Below are 17928 nucleotides of genomic sequence, written 5' to 3'. Positions count from 1 at the left end.
CGTGTCCGTGGCCAGGGTGCTCCGTTTCCAGCTCCCGCCCGTCGAACCGTGCGTGCGGTTCTCCCGCACACGGCTCACCGACGCCCTTCACCGGCGGTGTTCGGTTTCTCCCGCCAGGGCTTATGTGCCCTGGGTGCGACGACGATTCCATTGAGGGAGATCAGACCGAGCTCGTCCGGTGATCGGTAGACCTGGACGAAACCCCAGCCGCGGCCGCGTTGATGCCGTTTCCCGATGAACAGGGCCAGTCGCATCAACGCGTAGCGTCTGATCTTGTCGAAGGCGTGGGCGGAATTCCCGTATCGGAAGTAGCCCGCCCAGCCGCGCAGGAAGAGATTGATCTCCTGCACGACCTGCTCGACCGGAGCAGCCAGCCGCGCCCGCATCGTCATGAACCGGATACGGTCTCGGGCATGCTGCATTGCCTTGCGTGAGGGCCATCGAGCCAGGTAGACGACGTCACCGGTACCGTGGACGGCCCGAGACCGAACCAGCCGATGATGGAAGCCGAGGAAGTCCACTCCCTCACCCCCGACCGTCAGCTGCACGATCCGGGTCTTGGCCGCCTTCGGTTGCAGACCGAGGTCGGCCAGCAGAGCGGTCAACCGCGCCAAGGCGGCCACCGGCTGCCCCTTCGACCGGCACATCACCAGCGCATCGTCCGCGTAACGGGACAGCGTCCCGTATGCGGGACGCCATGCCCGGTCCAGCCGGTGCAGGTACACATTGCACATGAGGGGACTGATCACCCCACCCTGCGCGGTGCCCGTCACCGGCCGCCGGACCGAGCCGTGTTCCAGCACTCCCGCGCGCAGGAAAGCGCGCAACAACGCCAGGACACGCCGGTCACTGATGCGTTCCTCGACAGCGGACATCAACCCCGAGTGCGGAATTGCGCCGAAACAATCAGCCACGTCCGTCTCGACCACCCAGCGAGCACCCCGGAACGACTCGTCCAGGAGTACCTGCAAACCGTCGTGCGCCGCGCGTTTCGGGCGAAACCCGAACGAACACGGCAAGAAATCCGCTTCGAAGACCGGTTCGAGCACGATCTTCACCGCGGCCTGCACAACCCGGTCGCGGACAACAGGAATCGACAACGGCCTCCGTTCGTCGGTGCCCGGCTTCGGGATGAACACCCGCCGGGACGGCAACGGGCGAAAGGTCCCCGCCTGTAGTTCCGCTTCCAGCTCATCGAGCAGCCGGGCAACCCCGTACTCCTCGACCTCGGCCAACGTGATCTGGTCGATGCCCGGAGCGCCGTCATTGCGGCGCACCTGGCCCCACGCCCGCTGCAATACGTCCCTGCGGTGGACCTTGTCATACAGCGCGTGGAATCGTCGCCCGGGATCGGCCTTGGCCGCCCGGTACAGCGCATGCTGCAGGGCACGGACCGCGCCGGGACTCCCGACACCTGGGGTGGGACTAGCCATAACGGCACTCACCGGCCACTCCTTGTCATCATGCGCGTGGACGAAGCAGCGGCCCTTCCCATCACCGGCGGTTATGTTGTCCGTCCGGCTCGATCGGTACTATGGCCGCCTCCGACGCCGTCCCGGCTGGTCGACCCCTTCCCGGCTCGCCACCGGTTATAGGACACCACGCTCCGGCGCACTTCCGCAGTCGCCGGGCCGGGGACGGCCTCCCCAGTTCCCGTCGTCACCTTCTGAACGTTCCACGTCCTCTACGCCGAGGAGTTCGTCGCGGCTGCTGTCCAGGCTCTTCACCGCTTCCATGGCCTTCACCCTGAAGGACGGGGCTCGGCTCTCCCTGATCCCGCTGTTGGCGGGCACGTTCACGGCGCGGCAGACTTCGCTTGATGCTGCGGACCGTTCAGTCGCTTCCCCTTGACGGGCTTGTGACACTGCACTTCGACGCCGGGCGTTTCCCCCGACGCCGGCAGTCTGCTACCGGGCCCCCTGGCGGCTACCCGGACCGGACTTCCACCGGCTGGCGACGACGAGCTTCAGACCGAGTCAGATCACGTCATGACGCAACCCCTCTCTGGTCGCTGGGCATACTCCCGGGTCTCGTAGAAGTTGCGTTCGGCGAAGTTCGAGAGCCGCTGCGGGTGATTCGACCTCAGCGGAGCGGGGAATCGGCCTTACTTGACGGCGATGACGTCGACGGGACGAATGTCGGGGTCCTTGGCGAGTAGTTCGGGGCCGACCTTGCCCAGTGCCTGGGGGATGGCTCCGGTCAGGTGCGCCTGCCTGCCTTCCTCGTTCTCGAACGTGTCGAAGATGCCGTACGTCGTGTCGCTGACTTTGAACGCGTACCAGGTGACGGTGCCTTGTTCTTCCGCCGCCAGGGCACGCCCCTGCTCCAGGAACGCGGCCAGTTCTCCGCCCTTGCCCGGCTTTGCCTCGAGCAGTGCCAGGATTCCTCTGTCGACGATCGTCATGATGTGTCCTCCTCGTCGCTCTACGACTTCGTTCAACCCTGACGCTATGGGCGTCGAGCGGCACGCGGGGCGGCGGAAGCGCCACCTTTGTTACCGTTTCCGTCATGAGAGTCGCGGTGCTCGCCGTGGACGGCATGTTCGATTCGGGTCTGAGCGTCATACTCGACGTCCTGGCGACGGCCGATGCCCTGCGCGAGAACGCGGACGCGGGCGACCAGGTGTTCACCGTCATTCCCATCGCTGTCGGACCGTCGGTCCGCACCGGTCACGGACTCGTGCTGGCCACCACCCCGCTGACGGAGATCACCGAGCCGCCCGACGTCCTCGTCATGCCGGCCGTCGGGGTGAAGACGCCGGATCGGATCGTCGACGTGGTACGCGGGCATCCCGCCCTCGACTGGGTCGCGGAGGTTCGCAGTTCCGGCGCCGCCCTCGCCGCGGCGTGCAGCGGCACGTTCTTCCCCGCCGAGGCCGGGGTGCTCGACGGATTGACCGCGACGACCAGCTGGTGGCTCGGGCCGGCGTTCCGCGCCCGCTATGCCCGCGTCGACCTCGACGAACGGCGCACCCTCATCCACGACGACCGGGTGACGACGGCCGGGGCGGCGTTCGCGCACATCGATCTCGCGCTGGCGATCGTCCAGCAGCACAGCCCGGCGCTGGCAGATCTTGTCGCGCGGTACCTCCTGATCGGCGACCGGCCCTCGCAGGCAATATTCGCGGTGCCGTCCCTGCTCGCCACCGCCAATAAGACGATGACCGCCTTCGAACGGTGGATTCGCAATCACCTCGCCGAACCGTTGCCGATCAACGCGGTCGCACACGCGATCGGGGTGAGTGAACGAACGCTGCAACGCACCACCGCCGCAGTGCTGGGCATGTCGCCGGTGGAGTTCGTTCAGGAGATCCGACTCGACCAGGCGACATTCCTCCTACGCACGACGCAGCAGAGCGTCGACACGATCGCGTCCGCTGTGGGCTACCAGAACTCGGCCACACTGCGCGCGTTGATTCGCCGTCGGCGTCACACGAGCACAACCGAGATCCGCCGTGGAAACGCATCATTCGGGCCCGAACACTCGCGGAGCGGACGGGGAGCGCGGACCGGCCGATAGTTCGCACTGGCGCCGGACGGACTTGGGCGGGACGATCGATGGTGACGAACGGAGAGGAGCATCGTGAATCGAAACCAGCCGTTCGTGTGCGAGATGGCATTCCACATCGTCCACCTGCATCGAGCGGGGGAGACGGACAAGGCGCTGAACCTATGAAAGCAGCCGCAGGGCATGACCGTCCACGACGAACAACTTCACCGCGCGGGTGAACGGGTGACTGAAACATCCTCGGCGACAAGTAGATCTCGGTCTCGCGGTAGTTCGTGGCGATGACCGAGACCGCACTGGCCGCTGCTGTCGAAGGATCTGTCCGGGCTCGACCTGGTCGCGTTGATGATCGACGGGGTCCACGTCGCCGAGTCCTGCTGTGCCGTCGCCCTCGGCATCGACCTCAACGGGCAAGCACCCGTTGGCGCTGGTGGAGGGCTCGACCGAGAACGCCACGCTGGTCACCGCCCTGCTGGTGGACCTGCGCGATCGCGGCCTGGACGTCACCCGCCCGATGCTGGTCGGCCTCGATGGATCCAAGGCCCTGCGCAAGGCGGTCCTCGACGTGCTCGATCGTCCGGTCATCCCACGCTGCCAACTGCACAAGATTCGGAACGTGAAGGATCCGGAAACGGCTCCGGAGCAGTGTGGGCTGCAGAATGACCGACGCCTACCACGCCGCGTCGACGCTCGAGGCCGAGTCCGCTCTGCGGGCCCTGGCCCAAAGTGCTCGATCGTACCCATCCCGGGGCGGCGGCAAGCCTGCGCGAGGGTCTCGACGAGAGGCTCACCGTGCTGCGACTGGGTGTGCCGCCCATCCTCGCCCGGACGCTGCGTCGACAAGCGCCATGGTCGATGATCTCCGTCTGCCGCGAGCACGCCGCCAACGTCAAGCGATGGCGGGACCGGCAGATGGCGCTGCGCTGGGTGGTGCGCAGCCGGAATGATCGAAGCCGGCAAGTATTTCCTTCGCGTCAACGGCCACCTGCACCTGCCGACACTGCGCGCCGCGCTCGAGCGTGAGTTCGCCGAATCTGTCGGACCCCATCGTGCACAATGAAGACGTGAATGCAGCCTGATGCTCACCGGGCCTCCACCGAAGTTCCACGGAACTCGGGACATCCTCGGAAGTCTTCGTTGTGATCGTGGTTGTGACGGCGGATTCAATCGGTCGTCGCAACACCTGGCTGTTGCAGTGAGCGTAGCTGCTCGGCGAAGACCTCGGCCGGGGTTCGCCAGTCGTGGATCTTGCGGGGCCGGTTGTTGATCGCCACGGCGACGGCTTGGAGGTCCTCGGCGGACCACCTGGCCAGATCGGTGCCCTTCGGGAAGTACTGGCGCAAAAGGCCGTTCGTGTTCTCGTTCGTCGGTCGTTGCCAGGGCGAGTGCGGGTCGGCGAAGAACACTCTCGTGCCGGTATCGAGAGCGAACTGGGTATGACCGGAGAGTTCCTTCCCGCGGTCCCAGGTGAGGGTCTTGCGGAGCTGCTCGGGGAGCGTGGTCATCGATGTCGTCAGCGCGGCGTTCATCGCGACGGCGCCATAGCCGCCGAGGGAAGGACCGTTCTTCACGGGTGGCTTGTCGCCCCAGCCGTCCAGCCGAGGCAGGTGCAGGAGGATCGTGGATCGGCTGCTGCGCTCGACGAGCGTGCCAATCGCGGACCGGCCGGTCCCGATGATCAAGTCGCCTTCCCAGGGCCCCGGGACGGCGCGATCGGCGGCTTCGGCGGGGCGTTCGCTGATCACGACGTCCTCGGTGACATGCCCTTGCGGCTTGTTCTGCGACCGCGCTCGGGGAACCCGCAGCGCCCGCCCGGTGCGCAGGCACGCGACCAGCTCCCGTTTGAGCGCGCCACGGCCCTCGATGAACAACGATTGGTAGATCGCCTCGTGGCTGATGCGCATGGACTCATCATCGGGGAAGTCGATCCTGAGCCGGTGCGAGATCTGTTCCGGGCTCCACGCCGTCGCCCATCGCCTGTCCTGTCGATGCGGCTTGTTGAGCCCCTTCCACGCGGGCGTCTGCGGCCCACGGACGATCGTGCCGTCGGGTCGGCGGACGCTGCCGGAGAGCCGCTCCTGCACGTACTTACGCAACCTGTCGTTGCCCACGAGCTTCGCCGTCTTCGGCCGCTTCGCGGCCTGTTGCGCTTTCCACTGCGCCACCAGTGCCCGGTAGACCAGCTTGCCGCCCCGGGTCGCCGCGTTGCGGCGCAGTTCGCGTGAGATCGTCCCCGGGGCGCGTCCGATCCTGCGGGCGATCTCGCGGACCCCAACATCCTGGGCGCGCAACAGCGCGATCTCCTCACGCTCGGCGAACGACAGGTAGCGGCCCGTGGGCTCGTCCAGGCTGATCGGTGGCATGCCGCCAGCGTGACGGAACCAACGGCACCCGACCGGCCATGACACGCCGACGGCCTCCGCGGCCTCGACCGTCGTCACTCCCGATGCGATCCGCCGCCAGAAGTCCCGCTGCACCGCACGAGAGGGCTCCGGCCGGCCCGGTAAACGCATCGGAGGTCGCAATGCCCTGTCCGCCGCCCACTGCCGCCTGGCACCCACCGGCGCCTGAGACATCTGCTTGTTGCTGTATCCCATCGCACACCTCCGTCATCGAGGTGTTGCATCGACCGGTTGAGCCCGCCGACTATTGCAGCGCTGATTGCTCAGCTTTGGCGGAGCAGTCTGGCGGAGCGGCAGGAAGCGTCGAAGCACCGCCGCATGATGTGTTGGAGGCTGTGAAGTCGCATTTCAAGTCGAAGTGATGGCGGCTGGTACACGGCCGTGGCGCCTTGAATCTTCAGTCCAAAGGGGGGTTCCGGGATGGGAGCCTGGGGGGTGGACAATCCTGGGCTCTCCGTCGACATCTCCGAGATGGTTACGGCAATTCCACCGTCGAGGCGTGGATGTCTTCCCGGCAGTCCCGTATGGAAGTCGACTCCTCGCGTGATCGAATCTACTTTAAGCGGCGCAAGCTGCTCACGGCACTCGAAAAGATGGGCGTCTGAAGAGTGCCGAGTACGCCGTCGACAAGCAGGAACGCGAGCAGGCTCAGACCGAGCAGCGGAACGAACCAGCCGACCACGACGGCCCCAGCAACCACGGCTACGATCGCGGCCGGATGGACGCGCCGCCAGGCGCCCCGCATCGGGGGCCGCCCCACCGGTCGCATGGTATTTCGAGTCGGACGGCGCCGCCACCACAGGATGTATCCGCGGACGATCACCGACACCAGTGCGCACGCCAGCGCGACCAGTGCCAGCTGATTGGCGAGGCCGAACAGAATGCCCATGTGTGCCTGGATTCCCCAGGCGGACAATTTCGCTGCCAGCGGCCAATCGGCGAACCACAGGATGTCGGTGACCGTGCCTGTGGCGCCGTCGATGGCGATGGAGTTGTTGGCCATCACCCAGGGTTGGCGGGTCTGCGCGACCGTGAGCGCGGTGTCCGTTGTCGACGGGATGCTCGCTTCGACCTTGCCGGTGACGCCGTTCTCCCGGGCCAGGGCGAGGACGGAGTCGATGCGCCCGACATTCGCGGCAGTGATGTTCGCGGCGGGTTCGGCCGCATGCGTCATACCGTGCCCGCCGTGGTCTCCTGCCGGCGCACTGTCTGGTGTGTTGCCGAGGGCTTTGGTGATCGTCGGTGTCGTCCAACTCAGTGAGGACCGCAAGTCGCTCACGTGCTGGCCGGCGTAGGTCGACCAGGTGAGACCGGTGGCGGACAGGAACACCAGTCCGGCGGCGATCCAGATCCCGGCCACACCGTGCCAGCTCAGGGTGCGGTTACGGCCGCGGGACACCCGGTCGAGGGTCCACAACCTGGCTGTGGTGGTACCGCGAGCCCGCATGGTGCGGTACCGCGCCGCCCACAGGTAGACGCCGCCGAGCGCGATCACCCACAGCCAAGAGGCGGTGAGCTCGCTGTAGACGCGGCCGGGTTCACCCAGGTGCAGGTTGCGGTGCAGTTGGTCGATCCAGGTGCGCATCGGCAGCGCCCCGCTGCTGCCGTAGACGACCAGCTCACCGACCGAGTGGGCGGTGGCCGGGTCGACGAACACGGCGAGGCGTTCGGATTCGCCGAGGCTGGGGTCGGTGAAGAGCACCCGGCTAGTCTCGCCAGGGTCGGTGGCGGGGCGGACCGCAGCCACGATGAGATCGGGGCGTTCCTGTTGGGCGGCGCGGATCTGCTCGGCGACCGGCACCGCGGGGCCGGTGGAATCGACATGCAGGTAGTCGGAATAGACGAACTGCTCGATCGTCGGGGCTATGGCGTAGAGGCCGCCGCTGATGGTGGCGATCAGCAGGAATGGGGCCACCAGGATCCCGGCGTAGAAATGCAGCCGCATGATCAGCGGCCGGAAAGCGCGCGGCGGCGGGGAATCCTTCGCGGCCGCGGACGACACGGTCTCAGCGAAGGCGGTGTCGCGTTCAAGCTCTGGAATGGACATGGACATATCTCGATTCTGTGGGGCATTCAAAAGCTGACCGCAGGCGGATGAGCAAACCCGCAAACAAAACGACGCCCTTTGAACGGGGTCGGTAGATCGGGCTTAGATCAGGCCGTTCTTGCTAGCGTTGTAGACCGCCTCGGCCCGGCCGGTCGCACCGAGCTTACGCATGATGTTGCTGACGTGGTACTTAGCCGTAGTCGTCGAAATATATAGCTGCTCACCAATTTTGACATTAGTCAATCCTGCCGCCATTAGGCACAACACCTCGTACTCTCGTTGGGTGAGCAAGTCGAGGGCCGCGGAGTGGCCGGTCATCGAGCGAACCGCCGCGGCCGCGCTCCGCGGATCGAATGCGCTGTCACCGGCGTGGACCGCCCGGATGGCTCGAATCAGTTCAGTGGTGTCGACGTCTTTGACCACGTATCCCCGAGCTCCCGCGTGAATAGTGCGAACGACCAGTTCGTCGTCGAGGTATGTGGTCAACACGAGCAATCCAATCTCCTCATACTCGGCCGACAACTTGGCGCACAACGAGAGTCCTTCGTATTCCGAACCTGCGGAGAGATTAAGATCCAACACCACCAAATCGGGTTCTACCGCTCTCACGACAGCTAGTGCTTCCGACTCGGACGCCGCCTCGCCGACTACCTTCAGATCCGGTTCGAGCTCCAGTATCGACCGTAGACCCTGACGCAAAATAGCATGATCATCTACCAGCACGAGACGGACAACGAGGTCCTCAGAGCGGACAGGGCACCGGTCCACATCAGCATGCGTGTCCGAGAGATCGGACATCATAAGACTCTTCCCCGTAGCTTGATTCGACGGACCATTTGCGAGGAGTCGAAAGGCGTACGTAAACGAGGGATCGTGACGATGTGTATGCCCGCGATTCGCAGGTATCGGCGCGGCGGTGGGTGGCGAGGATCAGACGTATGGATCGGACCCATCGCCACGCGTGCTTCGCTAGTGCTACGAGAACTAAAGTTCACTCGGCGTCGATGCGGAGACATGGAGCCTAGGCGACCGCGTGGACTCACCGCTCCGGGGGCGCCCGACAGGGCCCGAATCAATGCCGACGAGAGCACGTCGCGAGAGCGCGCGACCCGTTCCAATCGCTCCGCCGCCCCTCGGGCACCGGGATCTTTCACGATTCTTCCCAGCCCACAGCAAAGGAAGCTGATCGCAATTCAGAGGTTCGCCCGAATACTTCCCCGGGGTGACATGCGGTCATAACGCCGTCCTAAACAGGGTCTGCATTTCTCGCTCATCTGCCGACCGCGGGTTTGTCATCATGGACGGTGCCTTTACTGCGAACGAAGCCAACCCAGGGATGTCTTCCTCGCGCACGCCCAGTGCCTGAAGGCCACTCGGCAATCCAACTTGCCTCGCCAGTCTCTCTACGAACGCGGCAACAGCCGCCGCGGCTTCGCTGGGACGCCCCATACACTCGGGCAGTCCCAAACAACTCGCGATCGCAACATACGGCCGTGGGTCGGTCTCCGCGTTGAAACGAATCACATGGGGAAGCACCACACCGGCGATGACGCCGTAGGGAGCATCGAGCAGGCCCCCCACCGGGTGACTCATTGCCTGCGTAGCGCCAAGGATCGCGTTCGTGAATGAAAGTCCGGCCTCCAGACTTGCCTGAGCCATTAACGCACGACCGGGCAGGAACTTGGGTTCCTCGAGCGTGTGGATGAGATTGCGGGCCACCAACGACACCGCGCGCAGAGCGTGATGGTCGGTGAGTGGATTGTGCCCTAGAGATACAAAGGCCTCGATACCGTTCGCCATTGCTTCCAATCCCGTTGCGGCGTTCAGCCAATCAGGCATAGTAACCAGCAATCGGGGATCGATGATCGTTGTATCCGGCACTAGGTTACGCCCAAGAATCGTGATCTTTGTCTTACGTGCTGTATCGGTCACGATGCAGAACTGCGAGACATCGGCGCCCGAACCTGACGTAGAGGGAATCACGACGAGGGGCGGAATGGAGTTCCGCGCCTTGTCTATTCCCTCATATTCCAGAATGTTTCCACCGTTGGCTGCGAGGATTGCGATCCCTTTCGCAGCATCGATGACCGAGCCTCCCCCGAGCGCGATCAGGACGTCGCACCCGTGATGGGCGTAGGCCCGATAGCCCTCGTGAATCTCATGGTCCTTCGGATTTGGTGTCACCCCACACCAGATTTGTGCTGACAAACCTGCTCGGGACAGGTGGACGAGCAGCTCAGCGAACCAACCGGCGTCGGCCAACCCGGCGTCGGAAACAAGCATTGGCCGCTGAGCACCTGACCGTTGGGCGGCGTTCGCCGCTTCGACTAGCGCGTCTTCGCCGAACACGATCTCCGGTGCCTGAAACTTCAGTAGCCGCTGCCCGGGGATGACACGGCTGATTGCTTCACCCCTCTGCGCCTTCCTACTCGAGTCATCCGGGTCGGGTACGGACGATTCAGTATCCGAGAAGGCAGCAGCGTCCATCGCTTGATGAAGGTTCGCCGGCAAAGTAGATCACCTCACACCGATCATGTGCGCTCGCCCCCTGCTAGGCATTGCGGATGCAGGATGGATTGCCAAGCTTGACGCTACCGCGAGCAGAACTGCAGACAAACGGACAGACGGATAGTCACTAACCTATCCGATCAGACAGTTAAGCGAGCGAGGGCAGGTAGCTCCCGGCCGAAGGGATTTGCGATGTCTCCCCGAATCCCACCCGAGTTACGTCCACGATGATGGTGTACGAACCGGATCTCGTACCGATGACCGGCATGTCGTAACCGGACGAGAGAGACGGTCACCGCGTGATTTGTGAGTGTGTGTCGTAGCGGTTTCGCAAGAGGAATCGCTGTCAGGATCGGTGCCGATGCCTGGATTGACTCACGCGTGATTTGGCCACCCCGGGTGTGCCGTGCGAAGGACCCGTCGTTCCGGGCATCAGCACCGGCCCGCTCCGCCTGCTGGCCTGATCAGAAACCTGTCCGTGCCGAAGAGCACGTGACCCGTCACAGATATGCCGCTGGGTGGTTCCACCCGGGCCGGTGCCACCCTGACCCTTGCACCCGAAGGAGCGCGAAGGCCCATGACAATGGTGGCAGAAACCGTTGATGCCGTCATCGGCGGCGACACACACCGCGACACACACGCACTGGAGATGACCGCACCGAACGGCGCGACGATCGCGACATTGACCACCCCAACAACGCATCCGGCTTCTCCGACGCCCTCGCGTGGATCGCTGAGCACGCCCCGGCCCCCGCGTCGTGGTCGGACTCGAAGGCACCCGCAGCTACGGAATCGGCCTGGCTCGCGTGTTGACCGATGCCGGACTGACGATCGTCGAGGTCGAGTGCCCCCTGCGGCAGACACGGCGCCGCGGCAAGTCCGACCCGAGCGACGCGAGACTCGCCGCGCTGCAGAACAACGTGGTCTTACCGGCACCGTTGAGCCCCAGGACCACCACGCGGGAGCCCCGGTCGATCGCGAGATCCACTCCGGTGAAAATCTGCGCATGACAGAAGATCGAAAGGCGCTGCCACGCAGTGAGGATGACCGTGAAGCCATTCGTATTCTGCTCGGTGCCCGGCACGACATGACCGTTGCCCGCACCGCCCAGATCAACCGGCTGCGCGCCCTGCTGCTCACCGGCGCCGACGAGGAACGGCCGGCAGCGTGCGGCGGCGGCGTCGACGATCAACCGGCGGGTCGCGGCGGTGCGGGCGTTGTTCGAGTACCTGGTGATGACCGGGGTGCGCGCCGACAATCCGGTGCCCTCACCCCGGCGCGGGCAAGGACTCCGGCCGTCGGGGCGGGGTTTACTCGGGCATCTCGGGCCCGGCCGGCCCCGGACTGGAGGCCGACTGGTTCGGCAGCCGCGGTTGCTGCCCGAATGCCTCGACGCCGACGCGGTGGACGTGTTCGTCTCGTCGCTGCGCACCCATCGGGATCGGGCGATGGTGTGGGCGATGCTGCTCGGCGGTCTGCGCAGCGCCGAGGTGCGATCACTTCGGTTGGCGGACGCGGATTTCGGTCGACGCCGGCTGCGGGTGCTCGGCAAGGGTTCGAAGGAGCGTGTGGTGCCGGTCGATGCGGTGTTCTTCACCGAACTATCGGCCTATCCGCGCCTCGAGCGGCCACCCGGATTGGTCACACCGGAGTGCTTCGTGGTGCTGCGCGGGCCCACCGTGGGCGCGCCGGTGACCGAGGCCGGGTTGCGGTCGTTGTTCCGGCGGCACCGGGACCTGTCCGGCGCCGATCGGGTGCGTCCGCACCGGCTTCGACACACCTACGGCACCGAACTCGCCTCCGCAGGAATCGATCTGATGGTGCTACGGGAGTTGATGGGACACGTCTCCCCGGAGACCACCGCCGGATACGTGCACCTGTCCATCGAGCAGCTCGCCGCCGAATACGGCGCCGCCCGGGCCAGTCTCGCCGGGGCACGGCGATGACCACCGCGTGGCCGACCGTGGTCGACCCGGATTCGGCGCTGGCCGACTACCTCGACCACGTCGCCACCCTCGGCCTGGGCGGACGAGCCGTCCGCGGCCGCACCCGCATCGCGACCGCCTTCCTGGTCGCGCATCCGGATCTGCGGGAATGGATGGACCAGCCGGCCTCGGACCGGCTCACCGAACTCCGCAGCACCGGGGCGTGGCCGCTGTTGTGTCACCTCATCGGTCGAGACGAGCTGCGACTGGACCTCGAGTTCGCCGCGGTCAAGAACCTCACCGGACTCGGGAGTGCCATCGAGGCCCGCGACCCGGACGGGTTCGCCGCGGCCCGGACCGCCGGACTGGCCTTGGGCTGGGCACCGTCGTGGGTCGAGACCGTCCTCGGCGAGTGCCTGGCGGTGCTGCTCGCCTGGCATGGCGGACTCGTCAGCGGCATCACCAACGACACCGTCAACGATTTCGACGCCGCATTGGCTGCAACACAGGCTATTCCGCCGTCGTCACGCCGGGCCTACCGCAATCGGATCGCGGGTCTGCGGCAGGTGCTGTTCGAGGCCCGCATCGTCGATATTCCACCACGGCGCCGCGTCTGGGCCCGCAGCTACGCCCAACGGTTCGCCGACGTTCCGATGGCCGACGCGATTCGCGAGACATTGCTGCGCTACGTCACCGTCCGAGCCGCCGTGCTTCGCCCGAAATCCGTCGAATCACTGATCAACGACCTGCTGCCGTTCGCGGACTACCTCACCACACACCACCCCGAAATCGCCTCCCTCGACCGCGTCGATCGCAGTCACATTGAAGGCTTCCTCGTCTGGAACCGCACCCGCAGCTGGCGTGGACAACGCGCCGCCGCCGGCGCCGGACGCACCATCTCGAGGGCCGTGATCCAATCGACGGTGCTGAGCCTGCGTAACCTGTTCGACGATCTCACCGAATGGGGCTGGGAGCAGGCGCCGCCGCGTCGGCTGGTCTTCGCCGCCGACGTCCCCAAGCTCGACCAACCCCTGCCCCGCGCACTGGCACCCGACGTCGACGGCGTGGTGATGAACGCTGTTGCCGGGTTGGAGGATCCGTTCGCCCGCATCGGGTTGACGGTGCTCCGCGGGGCGGGGTTGCGGGTCGGGGAACTACTCGATCTCGAGCTCGGCAGGGTCGTCGACTACGGCCCGGCCGGGACCTGGCTGAAGGCCCCGCTGGGCAAACTCGCGGCCGAGCGCATGGTGCCGCTGTCGGCGGCCACCGTCGCGGTGTTGGACGAGTGGAGCACCCAACGCGGTGTCTGCCGACCGCTGCCGCATCCGCGCACCGGAGCCTTGACCGATTTGAACCATCCCGGGTCCGATGCACACACTGTTATTTGTGTGCGACCGGTTGATCGGCACGTTGTGCAGCGTAGTACCTGGCCTCGTACTCGGTAGGCGGGATCCGCCCAAGGCGGTGCATCAGCCGGTCGGTGTTGTACCAGTGCACCCACGCCGAGGTGGCCTCCTCGACGTCGCTGACGGTGCGTAGCGGCCCGATGCGGAACGGGGAGTCGTCGGCGATGCACTCGGCTAACGGTGACGTCGGATATTCGAACTGTCCGAATTCCTCATGCTCTCGATGATCGTCGGCTGATTTCGGCGGCGTAGTTGGTCCAGTCTCCGGCGGACAGTCGCTGCCATGCGACGGCGACGTCGGTGTGGATGCCGAGGGTGCGGGCCAGGATCGCTGCGGGGATCTCGGTGGCGAGCTGGAACAGGGCGGTGCTGCGGTCGGCGCCGGGCCGGATGCCGAGCTTGTTCAGCCGTTCGACGAGTTGGCCGGTGCTGATGGGTCGGCCGGGCTGACCGCCCGGGAACAGCCAGAGCGATGGTGTCAGCGCACCGATTGTCGCGTGGCCCTTGCGTTTTGCGGCGACCGCTTGTGCAAGCTCGTCGACGGGATGGGGAAGATGGATGGGTGAGGAGCCCAGGTGCAGCTTGACGGCGCCATTGCCGGTCTCGAGGTCGACGATGGTCAGCCGCGAGATTGCTGCCGGGGTTTGGGCGTAGAGAAGTACGAGCAGGCCCGCGAGCCGGTCTTCGGCCTTGACGGTGTCGTCGTGCAGCAGCCGCCGCGCGATGTCCCATCGGTGTTGGTCATCGAGCGGCCGGGTGGGGCCCATCCAGCGGCGGGCGGGGATGCGGACGCTGATCAGCTTGTTCTTGTGGGCCCAGCGTATGAAGTGCCCGGCGGAGCCGCGGTTGACCGCGGTGTTGTCGGTGAGCCATTGGTCGAGGTCGGCTTGTTGACAGGTGCCGAGGGCGAGCTGGTGATCGGTCAGCCAGCCGAGGAAGGCGACGGCTCCGTAGATGCGTTGCCGGACCGAGTTGAACTGCTGGATCGTGGTGAGGGCGCCGTTGTTGCGTTGCCGCAATCGGCGGACGAGCTGCCAGGTGGTGTAGCGGTGCAGCACGCTTCGCTGTTCGGGATCCGACTGGGCGGCCACCACGCGGCCGACCAGCTGCTCAGCGCGGATCATGTGCTCGTCACGTTCGGACAGGGCGCCGACACCGACGAGGACCTGCCGCAGGTGAGCGAGAGCTTTGCTGTCGGGCAATTCGTCCAGCGCTTCGTGAGTCAGCGCCCGTCGACCGGCGGCGAGGTCGGCCAGTACGGGCGCAACGGACTTCTTCCTCAGCCATCGCATCGCGGTGATCGGGTGCTCGGCGGTCGCGATGTTGTTCCGCAGCGCTTGCAGCCCGGGATGCAGAGACGCCGAAGGCGGGCCCAGGATTCCGTTGAGGCCCTGGTTGATGAGGCAGCGGCCGCATTGCCCAGGATGCGGGTGGGTGGGGTCGCTGCAGGTCGGGCAGTCATGCCAGATGGGGAGGGTGGTGCAGTCCTCGCAGCGTGGCTGGTCCAGGGTGCCGGAGACGATGGCCGCGGTCCGGCCGCAGGAACAACACCGTGCCGTGCGTCTCTGGCAGGCAGGACACCACGGTCGTCCGGTGGTTCGGGATGTGCCGCAGAGCTTTTCTTCGCCGCAGATCGAACACGCAGCGGTCGGGAGGGGCGGGCAGCTGACGCAGATAGGGCCGTCCGGCGTGCGGGTGCTGACTGGCCGGCGGCGCCCGCAATTGAGGCAGATTTCGAGGTTGTCAGGGTCAGTGACCAGGCAGTTCGGGCAGAGCGGCCTGCCTTGTTCGTCTCGTGTCGCGGGCTCGCGGTTCGCGCCGCAGCGCGTGCATTCTTCGACACGGCTGTGGGCGATGCAGGTGCGGCAGACGCGTTGTCCGTCGAGGGGTTTGTCGATCCGAACGACCCGGTGGCAGCGAGGGCATGCCGGTCGGACGATCCCGGCGACGTCTGCGGCGTGAAGGGCCTCGATCAACGGAACGATGGCCCGGACTGGAGCGAGATGGCCAGCGCCGGTTAATAGTTCGGGTTGAGCTTCCAGTGCCCAGCCGATCCTGCGCTGATGGGAGGGCCGGGAGGCGAGCTTGCCGACGGCGGTGGCGATGAGGTCTCGGTCGACGTCCGGGTCGAGCCGGGTGATCACGCTGTGTATGACGCCGATTGGGTCGCGGTCGTCGCGGTCGGGGCATTGGGCGCAGCGGGGCTGTCCGGCGCGGTCCCGGGTCGTGACGTGACGCTGTCGGTCGCAGGCCGCGCAGGTCAGTGGCCGGATGCCGCAGGATCCGCAGTACCAGTCCTGACCGCGCCGCTGCAGGGTCCGCATCGGTTTGCTGCAGCCGGCGCAGACCGGCGGGGAAACCTCCGCGCCCGCCTCCCGCAGAGCGATCAGCAGATCCCCGATTGCCCGGGGCGCCGGGGAACGACCGTCGGTCAAGGTCACCGAGCGCTCGGCGAGAAAGGCCGCGAGCCGCCGCGACTTCGCCCGCCCGCCGGCGACTCCGGTGACGACGGCCCGGACCTGGTCCGCTGTCAGTCGACCATCGACCGCCAGCACCAGGTCCGTGACGAACCCGACGGGGTCTGAGATCGCGCGACCGTGGTCCGCTGCGGTCACGACGGTTCGGCGCCGCGGATCCGCGCCCGCCGGGGGCGTAGGTTCCCGATGCCGGCCTCGGCGCCGACAGCCCTCTTGCCGCGCGTGGTGGCGTCGGCGGCAACGGCCGGTTCGATCAGGTCGTCCATGGTGCAGTCGAGGATGTCCAGTAGCGCCATCAAGATTTTCAGGCTCATCCGTTCGGGCCGTTCGACCACGAGCCGATAGACCTGGCTCGAGGACAAGGTGATGCCGCGTTTGTCCAGCGGTTCGATCAGGTCGGTGGTTTGGAACATGCCGCGGTCGGCCATGACGTTGCGCAGGTGCCAGTGGTAATCGAGTTTGGCGGGCATCATCGATCCTTTCCTGCCGGGGCCAGTACGGGCGCCAGCGCCTTCTGCAGCATGGTGTTCATGTAGTCGGTGCTGACGTGGGTATAGATGGCCGTGGAACTGTCGCTTTCGTGCCCGACTTGCGATTGGATGAATCGACGGTCGGCGCCATCCTCGGTGAGGTGGGTGACGTAGGAGTGCCGGGCGCTGTGCACGACCAGCGCTTTCGGGAGCTTGAGCGCATCCCGGTAGGCGACGAAGCGGGCGTTGATCTCCGCGGGCTTGATCCGCCCGCCGCGCTCGGTGACCCAGAGCGCCGGATGATCGGGGCAGCCGAACCGGGGCCGGACGTGCTCGACGTAGTCGACCACGGCTTCCACCGCCCAATCCATCACCGACAGCACATTCCGCCGCCGCGGCGGCTGGCCGCGTTTCGCCTTCCCGTAGCGGACGTTGAGTGTGCCGTAACGGCCGAACTGCGGCGCCGCCGGGTTGCGACCGAAGTCCACCAGATCCAGTTTGGCCGCTTCGGAGCGGCGTAGGCCCCATCCGTATATGACCTTGAAGATCGTCGCATCGCGATAAGCGGCAAGGGCCCCTTTGCGTTTCGCGCGCACCGCGCGCTCGACCTGATCGTCGGCATAGTCGAGGAATCGTTGCATCTCCTCCCGGCTGAACGGGCGCGCCTCCGGTCGGCCCTCGTAGTCGTTGAGATGGGCGATCGTGTTCCACTCGTGACAGATCGCCACCGGATGGGTGCCGAACGCTTCCTCACACGCGACAGCCCACCCATATCGGCCGTCGACCAGGTACTCGCTGAACAACCGCAAGCCGCACTGGTAGCCCCGGATGGTCGACGGCGCCAGGTGCTTTTCGCTGGTCAGCCAGAGCGACCATTCATCGATGTGCGTCGGGGTCCACTGCCACGGATAGTCGTTGACGAACTCCATGAACCGCCGGACCAGCTTCTCCCGGGCCGTGATCGTTTCCTCTCGCAGCCCGCGGGCAGCCTGCTGGGCGCGCCAACCGCGAAACATCGCTTCCGCCATCGCATCCTGCGGGCGCAACTGCGCCACCCCGGACACCAGCTCCAGATGAGCCGCCCCGGCGAGGTCGACCTGCCGCAACCCACACTCCTTACGCCACCGAACAGTGCGAGAATCATGCATCAGGCGGGATCATTGAGGCAAACTTGCTGGCCAACAGG

10 protein-coding genes and 5 pseudogenes are annotated in these 17928 nt (G+C 66.0%); 4 read left to right on the top strand and 11 right to left on the bottom strand.

Annotated elements, in window-relative coordinates:
- Nucleotides 1-74 precede the first annotated feature (74 nt).
- A complete protein-coding gene (gene ltrA, locus GFS60_RS36080) occupies nucleotides 75-1445 on the bottom strand; it encodes a group II intron reverse transcriptase/maturase (protein WP_236603705.1) in 1371 nt (456 codons plus the stop codon).
- Between the two features lie 659 nt (nucleotides 1446-2104).
- Nucleotides 2105-2404: a putative quinol monooxygenase gene (locus GFS60_RS36075; RefSeq protein ID WP_159929319.1), complete on the bottom strand. Its 300-nt coding sequence runs from the start codon at nucleotides 2402-2404 to the stop codon at nucleotides 2105-2107.
- 104 nt (nucleotides 2405-2508) lie between these two features.
- On the opposite strand from GFS60_RS36075, the gene GFS60_RS36070 reads away from it, so the two are divergent.
- Together GFS60_RS36070 and GFS60_RS36065 are read left to right on the top strand one after the other, a co-directional pair.
- The gene (locus tag GFS60_RS36070) at nucleotides 2509-3519 is read left to right on the top strand and encodes a GlxA family transcriptional regulator (protein WP_159929317.1); all 1011 of its coding nucleotides are present in this window, start codon (nucleotides 2509-2511) and stop codon (nucleotides 3517-3519) included.
- 14 nt (nucleotides 3520-3533) lie between these two features.
- A pseudogene (locus GFS60_RS36065) lies at nucleotides 3534-4586 on the top strand (transposase); the annotation flags it as partial.
- A gap of 84 nt (nucleotides 4587-4670) precedes the next feature.
- On the opposite strand, the gene GFS60_RS36060 reads toward GFS60_RS36065, so the two are convergent.
- The 5 genes and pseudogenes from GFS60_RS36060 to GFS60_RS36040 all read right to left on the bottom strand — a co-directional run.
- Nucleotides 4671-6083: an IS30 family transposase gene (locus GFS60_RS36060; RefSeq protein WP_442972234.1), complete on the bottom strand. Its 1413-nt coding sequence runs from the start codon at nucleotides 6081-6083 to the stop codon at nucleotides 4671-4673.
- A 379-nt stretch (nucleotides 6084-6462) separates the two neighbouring features.
- On the bottom strand, nucleotides 6463-7956 hold the full coding sequence (locus GFS60_RS36055) for a PepSY-associated TM helix domain-containing protein (RefSeq protein ID WP_159929509.1): 1494 nt from the start codon (nucleotides 7954-7956) through the stop codon (nucleotides 6463-6465).
- 102 nt (nucleotides 7957-8058) lie between these two features.
- Nucleotides 8059-8754, bottom strand: a complete 696-nt coding sequence (locus GFS60_RS36050; RefSeq protein WP_159929315.1) for a MadR family response regulator transcription factor — start codon at nucleotides 8752-8754, stop codon at nucleotides 8059-8061.
- Nucleotides 8755-9189: 435 nt separating this feature from the next.
- Complete coding sequence (locus GFS60_RS36045; protein ID WP_159929313.1) at nucleotides 9190-10443, bottom strand: iron-containing alcohol dehydrogenase; 1254 nt, start codon at nucleotides 10441-10443, stop codon at nucleotides 9190-9192.
- A gap of 937 nt (nucleotides 10444-11380) precedes the next feature.
- Nucleotides 11381-11467 (bottom strand): annotated as a pseudogene (locus tag GFS60_RS36040) (ATP-binding cassette domain-containing protein); the annotation flags it as partial.
- A gap of 163 nt (nucleotides 11468-11630) precedes the next feature.
- On the opposite strand from GFS60_RS36040, the pseudogene GFS60_RS36035 reads away from it, so the two are divergent.
- Nucleotides 11631-12410, top strand: a pseudogene (locus GFS60_RS36035) (tyrosine-type recombinase/integrase); the annotation flags it as partial.
- Nucleotides 12407-13738, top strand: a pseudogene (locus GFS60_RS36030) (tyrosine-type recombinase/integrase); the annotation flags it as partial. The pseudogenes GFS60_RS36035 and GFS60_RS36030, both read left to right, overlap by 4 nt.
- A 31-nt stretch (nucleotides 13739-13769) precedes the next feature.
- On the opposite strand, the pseudogene GFS60_RS39690 reads toward GFS60_RS36030, so the two are convergent.
- From GFS60_RS39690 to GFS60_RS36015, 4 genes and pseudogenes are all read right to left on the bottom strand, one after another.
- Nucleotides 13770-13967, bottom strand: a pseudogene (locus GFS60_RS39690) (IS3 family transposase); the annotation flags it as partial.
- Between the two features lie 40 nt (nucleotides 13968-14007).
- Nucleotides 14008-16410: a hypothetical protein gene (locus GFS60_RS36025; RefSeq protein ID WP_159929311.1), complete on the bottom strand. Its 2403-nt coding sequence runs from the start codon at nucleotides 16408-16410 to the stop codon at nucleotides 14008-14010.
- A complete protein-coding gene (locus GFS60_RS36020; RefSeq protein ID WP_201453713.1) occupies nucleotides 16407-16742 on the bottom strand; it encodes a helix-turn-helix domain-containing protein in 336 nt (111 codons plus the stop codon). Before GFS60_RS36020 ends, GFS60_RS36025 begins: the two co-directional genes overlap by 4 nt.
- A complete protein-coding gene (locus tag GFS60_RS36015; RefSeq protein WP_159929507.1) occupies nucleotides 16742-17770 on the bottom strand; it encodes a tyrosine-type recombinase/integrase in 1029 nt (342 codons plus the stop codon). The genes GFS60_RS36020 and GFS60_RS36015 overlap by 1 nt, the downstream gene beginning before the upstream one ends.
- Nucleotides 17771-17928: the final 158 nt, after the last annotated feature.

This window comes from Rhodococcus sp. WAY2 (assembly GCF_009859915.1).
GTDB classification, from domain to species: domain Bacteria; phylum Actinomycetota; class Actinomycetes; order Mycobacteriales; family Mycobacteriaceae; genus Rhodococcus_F; species Rhodococcus_F oxybenzonivorans.
The sequence above is the reverse complement of the archived record's forward strand: the minus strand, read 5'-3'. Positions and strand labels throughout refer to the sequence as shown.